Source organism: Amnibacterium flavum (assembly GCF_003097495.1).
Classification (GTDB): domain Bacteria; phylum Actinomycetota; class Actinomycetes; order Actinomycetales; family Microbacteriaceae; genus Naasia; species Naasia flava.
In genome coordinates this window covers 1,525,360-1,538,301 of the sequence record NZ_QEOP01000001.1, presented here as the reverse complement: position 1 = coordinate 1,538,301, position 12,942 = coordinate 1,525,360, and the positions used below count along the sequence as shown (strand labels likewise).

Below are 12,942 nucleotides of genomic sequence, written 5' to 3'. Positions count from 1 at the left end.
GCAGCGTCGGGGCTCACGACGACCGGTTCCGGGGTGGAGGGATCGATGTCCATGTCGTATCGCGCACGGAGCATCATGGTCGGTCGGGGTCTCCTGGCGGCTTCCCTCCTCGCCGCGTCGGTCGTGCTCGCCGGCTGCACCTCGAACCCCGTCGCCCCCGCGCCGGCCGAGACGACGGACGCTCCCGCACCTGTCGAGACGACCACCGCGCCGGTCGCATCCCCTGAGCCGACGACGCCGACGGGGATCCCGATCACCTTCACCTGCGATCAACTGCTGACGCCCGAGCAGGTCTACGCGTTCAACGCGAACTTCGGCGCCAATCCGCAGTACGTCGTCGAACCCGGCACTGTCGCTGCCGAGATCGTCGCATTGCAGGGGATCTCCTGCGGATGGCTGAATCAGACCAGCAACGAGCTGATCGAGGTCGCCGTGGCTCACCTCGAGCCCGCCGACATCGAAGCCCGCAAGAACGAGCTCGTGATCAGCAGTCACCTGGTTCCCACGTACAACAACGTCGCCGACGAGGGCTACTTCACCACCGACGGGACCATCGGCCGCGCCGACGTGTTCGTCGGCGAGTACTGGTTGATGATGCGCTCGTCGGTGTTCTTCGAACCCGGTGACGCGATCTCCCTCGTCGAGCCGGCGGCCACGAACCTTCAGGGCGTCAGCTAGCCGCCCTCCCCCGGGCGTTTCGACGAGCTCGACGAGCGGCCCGCCCGCTGAGCCCGTCGAAGCTAAGACAGAGCACCCGCCCGCTGAGCCCGTCGAAGCGAGAGCTCAGCCCAGGGAGACGAAGTCTCGCACGTCGTCGTAGGGCAGCTCGTCGACGGTCGCGGTGACCTCCATCGACCGGACCGTGACGTTCCCCCAGTGGCTGGTGAGGAACGCGGTGTCGGCGGCGTCGCGCCCGGTGGCGATGCGCAGCAGCGTCTGGCGAGGCGCGAGCGCTGTCGCGTCGACCACGTGCCATGCGTCATCGACGTAGGCCTCGCAGACCGCGTGGAAGTCCATGGGCGAGAGGCCGGGTGCGTAGACCGACACGAGGCGGGCGGGCACGTCGAGCGCGCGCAGCAGGGCGACGCAGAGGTGCGCGTAGTCGCGGCACACTCCCCGCCTGTCGAGCAGGGTCTCGCGGGCACCGTCGGTGGGCTGACTGGATCCGGGCACGTAGCGCAGGTGCGAGCCGACCCACGAGCTGACGCCGGTGAGCAGGTCGCGCCCGGTCAATCCGGAGAACTCGGCCTGGGCGGTCGGGAGGAGAGCGTCCGATTCCGCGTAGCGGCTCGGACGGAGGTAGGTGATGAGGTCGAGGGGTGCCACAGCCGGCGGCCCGCTCTGCCCGGTGACCTCGGCCCAGTAGTCGACGACGAGAACACCGGGCTCGGAGATGAGCTGGTGCAGTCGTGTGCGGTGCAGGTCGGCGATCTCGATGGGCTCGATGGGCTCGCCGTCCTTGACGAACGAGATCCGTTCGTCGAGCGCGACCCCCTCGTCGGGAAGGGCCGCGGCGATGGAGAAGACGAGGTTGGCGCGCGAGTCGATGTTGAATTCGAGGTGTGCGGATACCGTGCGCTTCATGCGAGCCATGATGGCACGGGAATATGACAGGCGAGGGCCGGGTTCCCGGGCTGTATGACCAACTCGAATGTGAAGACCATCGGCACCATCGGAGCAGGGCTCATCGGAGGCCAGTTGGCTCGTCTGGCGGTGGCGAACGGCTACTCGGTGGTCGTCAGCAATTCGCGCGGACCCGAGACCCTGGCCGACCTCGTCTCCGAGCTCGGTTCCAGCGCATCGGCGGGCACCCCGGCTGAGGCTGCCGCCGCGGCTGACGTCGTCGTCGTGACCGTCCCGCTGAAGGCGCTCGACTCCCTGCCCGTCGAGGAGCTGGCCGGCAAGGTCGTCATCGATACGAACAACTACTACCCCCAGCGCGATGGGCACATCGCGGAGCTGGACGACGAGTCCACCACCGTGTCGGAGCTCCTGCAGCGCCGCCTCCCCTCATCGAAGGTCGTGAAGGCCTTCAACCACATCGGCTTCGGCGACTTGACCACCGACGGCTCCCCTTCCGGCACGACGGGTCGACGCGCGCTCGTCGTCGCGGGCGATGACGCCGACGCGAAGGCCACCGCGGCTGCCCTGATCGACTCGTTCGGCTTCGACGTCGTCGACGCGGGTTCACTCGCCGACGGCTGGCGAATCCAGCGCGACACCCCGGGCTACGGGGCGCGCGACGACGCCGCCCAGCTCACCCAGCACCTCGCGGAGGCGAAGCGCTACCGCGACATGTGATGCCGGTCTCGAGGCACGGGCGGGCACGGCGCGGACGACGTATCGCGGACGCCCGCTCGTACCACGAGTCCTACGGCCCGGCTCGAGTCAGGGCCAGAGGAGTTCATGCGTCCAACCGGCGGCCGCCGACCTGTAGAGCAGCCGCTGCTGCGGCGAGCGCGGCTGCCCCTGCCAGAACTCGATCGCCGTGGGCGCGACGCGGAACAGGGTCCAGCTCTCCGGGGCGAACTCCGGCTCGCGGGCGAGCAGCTGCCCGGCCTCGTCGAGCAGCCGGTCGACCTCGTCCTCGGGTGGCTGAGGTGCGCTCTGGCGGATCGCGATCGTCGCCGCTTTCGCCCGCGTGGAGAGCTGGCGGAAGTCGGCGGCGTTCTGTTCGGCGGGCGCTGAGGAGACCAAGCCGGTGATCCGGATCTGCCGATGCTGTTCGCGCCAGTGGAAGACCAGCGCGGCGCGCGGGTCATCGGCGAGGTCGACACCCTTCGGGCTGTCGGCGTTGCTGGCGAACTCGAAGTAGGGCGCATCGCCGCCCGGCTCGAAGTCGTGCAGCAGAACGGTGCGAGCGGTGGGCTGCCCGTCGGGCGCGACCGTGGCGAGCGTCATCGCATGGGGAGCGGCCGCTCCCCCCTCGATGGCCGTCCGGATCCAGTCGGAGGCGAGCGCCAGCGGATCCTCCGGGGCTGCCGTCGCATCGAACTCCGGAGCGTCGGTCGTCGGCATCGAGAGCGCGCCGAGTCGTTCGCGCCAGCTGCGGGGGTCGTGCATGTCTGCCATGGCGTGAGCCTAGATCGGCCGAGTGGGAGCGGCGGGAGAGGCCGGGCCGTCCTGCTAACCTGGACCGGTCCCACGAGCCCCCATAGCTCAGGGGATAGAGCACTGCCCTCCGGAGGCAGGGGCGTAGGTTCGAATCCTACTGGGGGCACGAAAATGGCCCGGTTCCGCCGATAACGCGGAACCGGGCCATTTGCGTGTCCCCGGTAGTAGGAGACCTCGCCCGGGGCCCCGGGCTGCCGGTAACGGCGCGTCGCGAAGCGACGTGACGTCCGAGCCGCCGGGCGTAGGTTCGAATCCTACTGGGGGCACGAAAACGGCCCGGTTCCGCCAGATCTGCGGAAGCGGGCCATTTGCGCGCACCCGATAGTGCTAGAGCACTTCCGGGGCCGGGGTTTATCCTCACCGCATGTGCCGCAACATCCGCGTCCTCCACAACTTCGAGCCGCCCACCACGGATGACGAGGTGCGCGAGGCCGCGCTCCAGTTCGTGCGCAAGGTGAGCGGCTCGACCCGGCCCTCTCGCGCCAACGCCGAGGCGTTCGAGCGAGCCATCGACGAGATCTCCGAGGCGACCAGGCGACTCCTCGACGGCCTGGTGACGAACGCGCCGCCGAAGACACGCGAGGTGGAGGCGATCAAGGGGCGGGAACGGCACGAGAAGCGCATGGAGCGCGAGGTGCGCATCCGCACGGCAGCGGCCTGAGGCGACCCCAGACCCCCTTCATTTCGCTGCGCTCAATGGGCGGGGGTGCACAGCCGGATCCTGACCCAACAGGCTCAGTGGGCGGGTGGATCGCGGGAGCAGTGGGTTGGTTGCGACGATGACTGACAGCGATCCGCAGGGTGCTCCTGCTCGCGAGGAACCGTTCCGTGCGCGTGCGCTCCTCGTCCTCGCCTGGCTGGTCTGGGTCGCGTCCCTCGTCACCGTCGCGATCCTGTGGTTCGGGGCGGCTATCACTATCGCGCCGTTCTTCGGAACCATTCCCACCCCTGACCAGCTCTCCGGGTCCCGCGGTCTGCTGATCGCAGCGGCAATCGTCGCCGGCGTCGCTGCAATCCTCATGGTCGCGCTCGTCGCGCTCGTTGGACGGAGGAGACCCCTCCGGTTCAGTGGATCGCTCGTGCTCGTCATCGCCCTCCTCACGCCCTGCCTGCCGCTGCTCGCGGCGCTGAGCTTCAACGTCGACCGTTAGCCCGTCGAAGCGAAGGTGTGAGGGCGGGCGGCGGGCCTTCGTTTCGGCGGGCTCAACGGGCGGCGGCGAGCGGCATCGCGGAGGCCTTCGTTTCGCTGCGCTCAACGGGCGGCGGCAGGCGGCTGTCACCGGACTCTCGGCGGCGCGTCGGTCGTGGCGCCTAGCCTCTGATGATGGGCAGTGCGCGCACGCGATGGATCTTCGCCGGTCAGCTCGGTCCGCTGTTCGACGACGGCGGGCCGATGATGATCGTCGAGGCGCGATCGGTGTTCGGGCGGCGCCCGATGCACCGGGCGAAGGCTCACCTGCTGCTGTCCGCGATGCGCCATCGCGCGGCCGAGCTGGGCGACCGGGTCGAGTTCCATCAGGTGAACACCTACGCCGAGGTGATCGAGGGCCGCGACGACCTCGAAGTGATCGACCCCACCTCGTGGAGCGCGCGACGATTCGTCCGCCGGCACGGCATCGAGGTCCTGCCGAGCCGCGGCTTCGTGACGAGCGAGCAGGAGTTCGCCGAGTGGGCCGGTGCCCGCGGCGACGCCCGGCTGCTGCTCGAGGACTTCTACCGGTCCGTCCGCGAACGCACGGGGATCCTGATGCGCGGACCGGAGCCGGAGGGCGGCCGCTGGAATTTCGACCACGACAACCGCTATCCGCCGCCCAAGAACGCCGCGACTCTCGGTCTGCCGGCACCGTGGTGGCCCGAGGAGCACGAGATCGACGACGAGGTGCGACGCGATCTCGACAGGTGGCAGGCGGAAGGCTCCGTGACGCTCGTCGGTGACGACGGACCTCGCCGGTTCGCCGCGACGGCGGCGGAGGCGGCTCGGTGTCTCGACGACTTCGTCGAGTCTCGGCTCGGCGATTTCGGACCGTTCGAGGATGCGATGCTCACGGGCGACTGGACGATGTCGCATTCATTGCTGAGCGCGCCCATGAATCTCGGCCTGATCGATCCGCGCGAGGTCATCGACAGGGTCGTGGCCGAATACCACGCGGGGCGAGCGCCCTTGGCGAGCGTGGAGGGATTCACCCGCCAGATCGCGGGGTGGCGCGACTACGTCTGGCACCTCTACTGGCACCTCGGCGAGTCCTATCCGACCCGGAGCAACGCGCTCGACGCGCACGCACCCCTGCCCGAGGTCTTCCGCACGCTCGACGCCGACGCGATTGAGTCGAACTGCCTTCACGAGACCATCGATGGGATGCGCCGGCACGGCTGGGCTCATCACATCCAGCGTCTGATGGTGCTCGGCAACTGGTCGCTGCAGCACGGGTACGACCCTGTCGCACTGAGCGACTGGTTCATCGACATGTTCGTCGACGGAACGCCCTGGGTCATGCCCGTCAACGTCATCGGGATGTCGCAGCACGCCGACGGCGGAGTAGTGGCGACCAAGCCGTATGCGGCGGGCGGCGCGTACATCTCGAAGATGTCGGACTACTGCGGAGGCTGCCGATTCGATCCGAAAGTCCGTCTCGGTGACAACGCGTGTCCGTTCACCGCCGGCTACTGGGCTTTCCTCGACCGTACCGAGCCGGTGCTGCGCGGCAACCATCGGATGGCGCAACCACTGGCGGGATTGCGCCGCCTGTCCGACCGCGACGCGGTCGTCGACCAGGAGGCCCGCCGCGAGAGCTGGTGAGCACGTGCTGCCCTCGACGCCGGGTTCTTCGAGGCGTCGCGTGGCCTAGCGGCCGGAGCGGACGAATTCGCGGACAGCGTCGAGGCGATCCAGTTCGTAATGCAGCAAAGCGCGGGTGCGGTCGCCTCGACCCGGGTTCGAGCTCAGCGCCGCCCCCAGCGATTCCGCGTCGAGAAGCGATTCCGCGAACCCACGACCGGTCATCGGGTTCGCGACATGCGCCGCATCCCCGACGAGCGCGACCCGGCCTCGGACGAGCCGGTCCGGGACGTATTCGGCGACGGGAGTGCCGATGACCGCGCGTCGTCGGATGCTGTCGACCATCGCATCCCGCCATGTGCCACTGAACGCGCGCCGCGCATCGCGGGCGAGTTCCTCGAAGGTGTGCTCGGGGATCTCGGGCGCGGTGAGGGTGTGTTGAACCACGGAACCGACGAGAGCGCCGCTTCCTCGCAGGACGTCGTCGCGACTCGAGTCGTAGAGGGCCCACCCCAGTCGACGAGCACCGGGAGCGGTCGAGCCGTCTGCACCCGGGAGCGGGTACCCGATGAGGGTGTATCCCGCTCCGTGTTGGAAGGCGACGCTCGCCGGCCATCCCCGGCTGCCGATCGCCGATTCTTCCGCGACGCCGATCCAGAGAACTTGGCCGGCGTACCGCGCATCGGACTTGTCGGGTGCGACGTGCCGTCGAGTCACACTGCGGTGGCCGTCGGCGCCGACGAGTATGTCCGCGTGTATCCGCTCACCCTCGGCGGTGACCGCCCACGCCGCGTCGGTGTCCTGTCCGACCTCGACCACGCGGGTGTTCTCGCGGAAATGGATGCCGAGATCGGCTGCCGCCGCGGCGTGGAGCGCGGTGTGCACGGCGAACCAGCTCTGGACGCCGGGCGCGAGTGTGCGCGGCAATTGCTCGGACCGCAGGCCGGTGATCCGTTCGAGCAACCCTTCGGGGACACTCAGGGCGGCGCCGGTTCTGCCGGTGTCGCCCGAACGTTCCACCACGGTCACCCCCAGACCCCGGCGGGCGAGAGTCGACGCCGTCATGAGCCCCGCGAGTGACCCTCCGACCACGAGCGCCTCCCCTCGCGTTCGCGGTGATGGCGCCCTCACGGCTCCAGCTCCGTGTCGGCGCGCGGGACGACCCTCATCGTGTAGCGGCGGGTGCCCGATGAGAGGACGGCGCTGAGACCGGGGCCCCGGTACTTCCTCCTGTACGCGTCATCGACTGATTCCAGCGTTGCCTCGTCGTGGACGTCCTCAATCGTGACCCCGAAGCGCCGGTCGCCGTCGATGAAGGCGGCCCGGTGCGTGCGTTGGGCGCGCCGGTACCATTTCGACGATTCGCCGAAACCGTTGCGGATGTAACCTGCGCCGTCGACGACGACCGCCCAGATCTCGGTGCGGACCTCGCCACCGGCTGCGAGGGTTGTCGCGATCGTCACATCGTCTGTCTGAGTGAGATAGCCGATCAGCGCATCGGCGTTCCGCTCCCGAGCGGGCCTGTCGGTGCCATGCTCAGAGGTGGTCGCGGTAGAAGGCGGTGAGGCGCTCGACGGCTTGGCCGACGTACTCGGGTCGGTCGTACAGGTCGACGTGGCGTGCCCCTTCGATCACGAGCAGATCGACCGGGTTGGGCGCGAGGTTCCAGAGCGTCATCCCGTCCTCGTACTGCAAGGTGCTGCCCCTGTGCTCGGCGATGATCACCTGCAGAGGCTGGGTGAGCAGCTGATCGACGAGGTGGAAAGCGTCGTAGCCGAGGATGAGGGAATCGCTGCGGGAGAGTCGTCGGTTGGTCGAGTTCCCGTGACCGCCTCGGGGCGTCCGGTAGTAGTCGATCGCTTGGGCGAGGTCGATGTCGGTGATCCCGGCTGCCACGGCCTCCCCTCGGGCGTCCGGCAACCAGTTGACGACGTCGGACTCGCCTCGCGCCGATTCCTCCGTGCGAGCGGCAGCGAGAGCGTCGAGGGCCACAGCTGCACCGTCCGTCAGGAACGAACGGAATGCGCCGCCGATGTTGCTGGCGACGACGGTTCCGAGCGCCTTAATGCGGTGATCGGTGCGCGCGGTGTGCACGGCGTATCCGCCGCCGGCGCAGATGCCGAGGGCGCCGATCCTGAGCGGATCGACGCCGGGCAGAACACCGAGGGCATCGACCGCGTAGGAGATGTCCTCTCCGCGCCGATAGGGGTCTTCGAGATCGCGCGGTTCGCCGCCGCTCTCGCCCTGATGAGCGGGATCGAAGGTGAGAGCGACGAAACCTCTCGCAGCGAGCCGCGCGGCGTAGTTGGCGCCGATCTGCTCCTTGACGCTGCTGCCCGGCGTCGCGACCACGATCGCGGGATGCGCGAGGGAATCGTCGAATCCGTCAGGTAGGTACAGATCAGCGGCGAGCGAAATGGAGCCGCGAGGGATCGAGATGCGCTGAGGCATGTCGGTCATGACCTCCGTGTGGGATATTTGTCGGATCCGGTTCGGGATTCAACTTGTACAGTTCTGTACTAATATGAGACTGTACCACTTGCGCGGAGGGGTTATGCCTGCGGACGACGGCGCGCTGCTGTGGAAGCTCAACCAGCGCCTGCTCACCCGTGTCCTCAACGCCGCCGAACCGCAGTTCGAGCTCCACGGCATCGAGACCAAGGAGTTCTTCGTCCTCGACGAGATCGACGAGAGCCCCTACCCGGCAGAACTCGCTGCGAAACTCATGCTGCCCAAAGCGAGCGTGACGATGTATCTGCGCAATCTCGTGGAGAAGGGCCTCGTCGAACGCGAGATCGACCCCGACGACCTCCGCCGTCACCGCCTCACGACGACCGCGAAGGGGCGCGCGGTCCGAGCCCAAGCGCTCGAAACCCTCGCCGCCGAATTCTCGGCGATGATGGGCAGGATCGACGAGGGCGACCGGGGCGAACTCCGCCGAATCCTTCTCGCCCTCCTGAAGTAGCGGACGGGCGCACGCCAGCGCCGGTGTGCGCCGGAAGGCGTCTTCAGAGCCCGGCTCGCGCCGCGAAGTCGCGCAGGAACTGCTGCAGCTCGTCCCCCTCGATCACCGTGAAAGGCCAGGCGAGCCACGTGAGCGCGCCCGCCAGGAGCTCCAGCCGGTCGTCGCGGATGCGCCACAGCGTGTGCCGGTCGCCGTCGGCCTGGAGTCCGCTCGTGTAGGAACCGATCCGCGCTTCGACCTCGCCGAGCGGCGCCGCGATGCGCACGACGCCGGCGAACTGAGGCGACGCCCCCCGCGCCAGCTGCCGCGTGACGAAGCCGGCGGCGTCCCCTCCGGGAGCGTCGTGCCGAGAGGGGAACTCCCGGGTCCGAATCGGCTCCGCGATGCGATCGAGCCGGAAGGTGCGCCAATCGTCGCGAGCGAGATCCCAGCCGAGGAGATACCAGCGTCGATCGACCGGGACCAGCGCCACGGGTTCGACGCGTCGCTCCGTGCGGGCACCCGACGCAGCCTCGTAGACGAACGCCACCACCTCGCCGTCGCGGCAGGCCAACGCCAGCGTCGCGAACGTCTCCGGACTGACCGCCGACTCGGAGTGAACCGGACCCGGGCCGATCACTGCGGCTTGGGTCGCTCGAAGGCGGGCTCGCGCAGCGGGAGGCAGCACTTGCTCGAGCTTCGAGAGCACCGAGACGGTGAGGTCGGCCATGCCGAGCACCGCGCCGTGGGCGGCCCCGATGCGCAACCCCAGCGCCAGCGCCACGGCCTCATCCTCGGTGAACAGCAACGGAGGCAGATCCGAACCGGCTTCGAGACGGTAGCCGCCCGCCGAGCCCCGCTCGGCGGCGATCCGATAGCCCAGCTCACGCAACCGATCGACGTCGCGGCGGATCGTCCGAGGGCTCACCCCGAGTCGTTCGGCAAGCTCCGTCCCCGCCCACGATCGACGCGCTTGAAGGTGGCCCAGCAACCGCAGAACCCGCGACGTCGTCGACATTTCCATCACCGATCAATGCTGCCATCAATTAGGACGGAAACAGACCTAATGAGTCGGTACGGTGAGGCTCCGATTGAAGGAGAACAGTTATGACAACCCTGATCACCGGAGCGACCGGCCATATCGGGCGTCTGCTCGTCGACGAGTTGCTCGCTCGAGGAGTCCGCCTCCGCGCCCTTTCCCGCAACCCCGACACCGCCCACCTGCCCCCCGCGGTGGAGGTGGTCGACGGAAGCCTCGGCGACGTGCCCGACGAGATCTTCACCGGCATCGATGCGGTCTTCCTGTTCCCCGCGGCCGATGACATCGACGGATTCGTCGCCCGCGCCATTGCCGCTGGAGCAACCCGATTCGTCGTGCTCTCATCGCTCGCCGTGTCCGAGAGGAACTCACGCGACGCGGGATCCTCGACCCAGGTGCATCACCGCGCCGTCGAGGATGCGGTGACCAGCCGCACCGACGAATGGACCATCCTGCGCCCCGGAAACTTCGCGAACAACCTCCTGTACTGGGCCTACCCCATCCGCTCCGGCTATCCCGTCCGAGTGCCGTACCCCGAGTCGTCCCAGGTACTCATCCACGAGGCGGATATCGCCTCCGCTGCCGCCGCCGCTCTCACAGAGCCGGATCACGAAGGTCGGATCTACGAGCTGACCGGGCCGCGGAGCCTGACGAAGATCGAGCAGCTCGCCGCGATCTCGGCCGCGATCGGCCGCGAAGCGACGCTCACTGAAGTGAGCCCCGATGAATTCCGCGCGGACATGGGCCAGTACATGAGCCCGAGCATCATCGACATGCTGCTCGGTTACTGGTCCGAAACCGTGGAGGAACCCGAACAGCCCCTCGAGCCGGTCCTCGGAGTGAAGCGTCGGACCCTTGAGCAATGGGCCGTAGACCACCGCGGAGACTTCAGCGGCTAACGCCCGGCGACCTCACGGCACTCACCCGGCGATCCGTGGCATTCGTCCAACCGCCGAGATCACCGACTCCGGGCGGCGGCGAGCTCCTCTCAGAGAGTCGACTGGGTCTCGTAGCGCCACAGCGACGGCGGGGCCGCCAGGATCTCGCCGAGCCCGGAGGCACCCTCGGGCGTTGCACGCCAAGCGCGATAGGCGTTGTCGTGCTCGAGCGATTCCCAGCGCTCGACAACCGTGAGGTGCGCCGGGTCGGCGACGTCCTCGAGCACTTCGATCCCCAGCGACCCGGCGAACGCGCGCGTGTCCGCCAGGATCGCCGCGAGCACCGACGGAGCCGTCTCGATGACGTCGGGGCGGAGGTGCAGGTCGAGCAGGGCGGTGACCGCCATGGTGTCTCCTTGTGAGCTGTCCGGGGGCGTCGCCGACCGGGATACCGGCACAACGACGAGTCGGACAGAAGGCTACTTCCCCGCACCTGTCCGCCGCCCGGATTGTCGGCGGGCGGTGAGGTACCGCGTCCCACTACCGTGTGCTCATGCGTAGGACAACGGCTCCCGGCCCCGCCGCACCAGGAGAACGGGTACTCATCCTCTCCGCCGGGGTGGGGTCCGGACACAACAGCGCGGCGGCAGCAGTGCAGCAGGCCTGCGCCGGGCGCGCCGACATCGCCGAAGTGCAGGTGCTCGACGTGCTCCAGGCCAGCAACGTCCTGTACCGCGACCTTCTCGGCAAGGGGTACTTCGTCCTCGTCGAAGACCTGCCATGGCTCGTCGAGTGGGGCTACGACCAGAGCGACCCGCCCTTCCGGCGCCGCGGACTCATCACCCCGTGGAATCGGGCGAACGCGCTGCCGGTCGTCGCCGCGATCAAGCGGTTCCAGCCGACCGCGATCATCTGCACCCACTTCCTTCCCGCCCAGCTGCTGGCATCGCTGCTGCTGCGCGGCACGATCGACGCCAGGACCGCGGTCGTCACGACCGACTACGACTTCCAGGGCCTGTGGCTGACGAGCGCCTTCCACGCGCTGTTCGTCGCACGGGAGGAAGGCCGGGTTCAGCTGACGGCACTCGGTCTGCCGTCCGATCGCGTTTCCGCCACCGGCATTCCGATCATCCCGTCGACGAGCGCGGCACCCGAACTCGACGCCGCGGACACGTCGGTCTCTCCGCCCTCCCGCACCGAACCCCCGATGCTCCTCATCTCCGCGGGAGCGGCCGGAGGCGACTACGCCCTCGCCGTCGTGAGGCAGACGATGCACATCCGCTCCCCGTTCACCGCGACGGTGGTCTGCGGGCGCAACGACGAGCTCCGCGGGCGCATCGAAGAGCTCGTGGCGCCGGCAGGCGACCGGTACCGAGTACTCGGCTTCACCACGGAGATGCCGAAGCTGCTGCGCGAAGCGGACCTCTTCATCGGTAAGCCCGGCGGGCTCTCGGCCTCGGAATGCATGGCGGCGGGGCTGCCGATGGTGCTGGTGAACCCCATCCCCGGCCAGGAGGTGCGCAACGGCGACTACCTCATGGAGCAGGGCGCTGCGGTCCGCTGCAACACCGCGGCCACGATCGGCTGGAAGATCGACGAGGTCCTTCGCACGCCCGGCCGTCTTCAGCGGATGCAGGCGGCGGCTCAGCGACTGGGGCGCCCCGATGCGGCTGCCGATGTTCTCTCGGGACTGCTCGACGGCCCTTCGCGTCCCATGATCGTGACGCGCGGCGCCCAGAAGACGATCCTCGCGACGAGCGAGAAGCGACTCATCGCCACCGAACTGACCGGGCCGTCCTCGCTGGTCCGCCTCATCGATTCGTCGGTCGGCAGCACGGTCGCACTCCTGCGGGCCGACGAGCTCGACGATCTGGAGGAGCGGTACGGGACGCCGAGCGGAGACCTGATGCTGCGTCGGGACCAGTCCGTCGTCTCCCCCCGCTGGGAGGCACGACGCCTGATCCGGGCGGTGCTGCGGGGCGACGACGCGCTGCCCGTTCACGTCGAAGGGCTCGCGGCGCCCACCACCTAGAGACGAGAGCAGGTCGGGGCCTCCGTCCCGAGAGGTCGCCTGGTCGCCGAAGACCGGCGCCGGATCCCGAGCCCCCGGGTGAGTGGCTCCGGAGATCGTCTCGGCGTCTCGGTTAGGGTTGCTGGACGGTCGCGAGGCCCCCGGACGCTCAGACCTCCC

Annotated in this window: 15 protein-coding genes and 1 tRNA gene; 9 read left to right on the top strand and 7 right to left on the bottom strand. The window is 68.8% G+C overall.

Annotation, left to right across the window (positions count from 1 at the left end; all coding sequences use genetic code 11):
• The first annotated feature begins 45 nt into the window (after positions 1-45).
• A complete protein-coding gene (locus tag DDQ50_RS07160; protein ID WP_116755929.1) occupies positions 46-678 on the top strand; it encodes an iron ABC transporter ATP-binding protein in 633 nt (210 codons plus the stop codon).
• Positions 679-783: 105 nt separating this feature from the next.
• On the opposite strand, the gene DDQ50_RS07155 is transcribed toward DDQ50_RS07160, so the two are convergent.
• On the bottom strand, positions 784-1,584 hold the full coding sequence (locus tag DDQ50_RS07155; protein WP_116756164.1) for a transglutaminase-like domain-containing protein: 801 nt from the start codon (positions 1,582-1,584) through the stop codon (positions 784-786).
• Between the two features lie 69 nt (positions 1,585-1,653).
• On the opposite strand from DDQ50_RS07155, the gene DDQ50_RS07150 reads away from it, so the two are divergent.
• Entirely contained in the window at positions 1,654-2,301 is a 648-nt protein-coding gene (locus DDQ50_RS07150) for an NADPH-dependent F420 reductase (protein WP_116756163.1), read from the top strand.
• Positions 2,302-2,388: 87 nt separating this feature from the next.
• Here the strand turns inward: DDQ50_RS07150 and DDQ50_RS07145 are convergent, their stop codons facing one another.
• On the bottom strand, positions 2,389-3,072 hold the full coding sequence (locus DDQ50_RS07145) for a pyridoxine/pyridoxamine 5'-phosphate oxidase (RefSeq protein WP_116755928.1): 684 nt from the start codon (positions 3,070-3,072) through the stop codon (positions 2,389-2,391).
• 76 nt (positions 3,073-3,148) lie between these two features.
• On the opposite strand from DDQ50_RS07145, the gene DDQ50_RS07140 reads away from it, so the two are divergent.
• From DDQ50_RS07140 to DDQ50_RS07125, 4 genes are all read left to right on the top strand, one after another.
• Positions 3,149-3,220, top strand: a tRNA-Arg gene (locus DDQ50_RS07140).
• A 258-nt stretch (positions 3,221-3,478) separates the two neighbouring features.
• Complete coding sequence (locus DDQ50_RS07135) at positions 3,479-3,775, top strand: DUF2277 domain-containing protein (protein WP_116755927.1); 297 nt, start codon at positions 3,479-3,481, stop codon at positions 3,773-3,775.
• 118 nt (positions 3,776-3,893) lie between these two features.
• Positions 3,894-4,265, top strand: a complete 372-nt coding sequence (locus tag DDQ50_RS07130; protein WP_116755926.1) for a hypothetical protein — start codon at positions 3,894-3,896, stop codon at positions 4,263-4,265.
• 173 nt (positions 4,266-4,438) lie between these two features.
• Positions 4,439-5,911 carry a cryptochrome/photolyase family protein gene (locus DDQ50_RS07125; protein ID WP_116755925.1) on the top strand — a complete coding sequence of 491 codons (1,473 nt, stop codon included), beginning with the start codon at positions 4,439-4,441 and terminating at the stop codon, positions 5,909-5,911.
• A gap of 45 nt (positions 5,912-5,956) precedes the next feature.
• Here the strand turns inward: DDQ50_RS07125 and DDQ50_RS07120 are convergent, their stop codons facing one another.
• From DDQ50_RS07120 to DDQ50_RS07110, 3 genes are read right to left on the bottom strand one after another with little or no spacing between them, the layout of a single operon-like run.
• Positions 5,957-6,982, bottom strand: coding sequence for an FAD-dependent monooxygenase (locus DDQ50_RS07120; protein WP_205663582.1), 1,026 nt, complete (start codon positions 6,980-6,982; stop codon positions 5,957-5,959).
• Positions 6,983-7,017: 35 nt separating this feature from the next.
• Complete coding sequence (locus DDQ50_RS07115) at positions 7,018-7,380, bottom strand: DUF2255 family protein (protein WP_276308382.1); 363 nt, start codon at positions 7,378-7,380, stop codon at positions 7,018-7,020.
• 46 nt (positions 7,381-7,426) lie between these two features.
• Positions 7,427-8,350, bottom strand: a complete 924-nt coding sequence (locus tag DDQ50_RS07110; protein ID WP_205663581.1) for an alpha/beta hydrolase — start codon at positions 8,348-8,350, stop codon at positions 7,427-7,429.
• A 94-nt stretch (positions 8,351-8,444) separates the two neighbouring features.
• Here DDQ50_RS07110 and DDQ50_RS07105 point away from each other — a divergent pair, with 94 nt between their 5' ends.
• On the top strand, positions 8,445-8,855 hold the full coding sequence (locus DDQ50_RS07105; RefSeq protein WP_116755923.1) for a MarR family winged helix-turn-helix transcriptional regulator: 411 nt from the start codon (positions 8,445-8,447) through the stop codon (positions 8,853-8,855).
• Between the two features lie 43 nt (positions 8,856-8,898).
• Here the strand turns inward: DDQ50_RS07105 and DDQ50_RS07100 are convergent, their stop codons facing one another.
• Positions 8,899-9,852 carry a helix-turn-helix transcriptional regulator gene (locus tag DDQ50_RS07100; RefSeq protein WP_165829730.1) on the bottom strand — a complete coding sequence of 318 codons (954 nt, stop codon included), beginning with the start codon at positions 9,850-9,852 and terminating at the stop codon, positions 8,899-8,901.
• 89 nt (positions 9,853-9,941) lie between these two features.
• Here DDQ50_RS07100 and DDQ50_RS07095 point away from each other — a divergent pair, with 89 nt between their 5' ends.
• Positions 9,942-10,772, top strand: a complete 831-nt coding sequence (locus DDQ50_RS07095) for an SDR family oxidoreductase (protein WP_116755921.1) — start codon at positions 9,942-9,944, stop codon at positions 10,770-10,772.
• Between the two features lie 89 nt (positions 10,773-10,861).
• Here DDQ50_RS07095 and DDQ50_RS07090 read toward each other — a convergent pair whose 3' ends face one another.
• Entirely contained in the window at positions 10,862-11,158 is a 297-nt protein-coding gene (locus tag DDQ50_RS07090; RefSeq protein WP_116755920.1) for a putative quinol monooxygenase, read from the bottom strand.
• A 146-nt stretch (positions 11,159-11,304) separates the two neighbouring features.
• Between DDQ50_RS07090 and DDQ50_RS07085 the strand changes: the two genes are divergently transcribed.
• On the top strand, positions 11,305-12,783 hold the full coding sequence (locus DDQ50_RS07085; protein ID WP_116756160.1) for an MGDG synthase family glycosyltransferase: 1,479 nt from the start codon (positions 11,305-11,307) through the stop codon (positions 12,781-12,783).
• Positions 12,784-12,942 lie beyond the last annotated feature (159 nt).

What these genes read in the sequence shown, in the direction of transcription:
- DDQ50_RS07160 (WP_116755929.1), top strand. Translation starts at nt 46, where the DNA reads ATGTCCATGTCGTATCGCGCACGGAGCATCATGGTCGGTCGGGGTCTC.
- DDQ50_RS07155 (WP_116756164.1), bottom strand. Translation starts at nt 1,584, where the DNA reads ATGAAGCGCACGGTATCCGCACACCTCGAATTCAACATCGACTCGCGC.
- DDQ50_RS07145 (WP_116755928.1), bottom strand. Translation starts at nt 3,072, where the DNA reads ATGGCAGACATGCACGACCCCCGCAGCTGGCGCGAACGACTCGGCGCG.
- DDQ50_RS07135 (WP_116755927.1), top strand. Translation starts at nt 3,479, where the DNA reads ATGTGCCGCAACATCCGCGTCCTCCACAACTTCGAGCCGCCCACCACG.
- DDQ50_RS07130 (WP_116755926.1), top strand. Translation starts at nt 3,894, where the DNA reads ATGACTGACAGCGATCCGCAGGGTGCTCCTGCTCGCGAGGAACCGTTC.
- DDQ50_RS07125 (WP_116755925.1), top strand. Translation starts at nt 4,439, where the DNA reads ATGGGCAGTGCGCGCACGCGATGGATCTTCGCCGGTCAGCTCGGTCCG.
- DDQ50_RS07110 (WP_205663581.1), bottom strand. Translation starts at nt 8,350, where the DNA reads ATGACCGACATGCCTCAGCGCATCTCGATCCCTCGCGGCTCCATTTCG.
- DDQ50_RS07105 (WP_116755923.1), top strand. Translation starts at nt 8,445, where the DNA reads ATGCCTGCGGACGACGGCGCGCTGCTGTGGAAGCTCAACCAGCGCCTG.
- DDQ50_RS07100 (WP_165829730.1), bottom strand. Translation starts at nt 9,852, where the DNA reads ATGTCGACGACGTCGCGGGTTCTGCGGTTGCTGGGCCACCTTCAAGCG.
- DDQ50_RS07095 (WP_116755921.1), top strand. Translation starts at nt 9,942, where the DNA reads ATGACAACCCTGATCACCGGAGCGACCGGCCATATCGGGCGTCTGCTC.
- DDQ50_RS07090 (WP_116755920.1), bottom strand. Translation starts at nt 11,158, where the DNA reads ATGGCGGTCACCGCCCTGCTCGACCTGCACCTCCGCCCCGACGTCATC.
- DDQ50_RS07085 (WP_116756160.1), top strand. Translation starts at nt 11,305, where the DNA reads ATGCGTAGGACAACGGCTCCCGGCCCCGCCGCACCAGGAGAACGGGTA.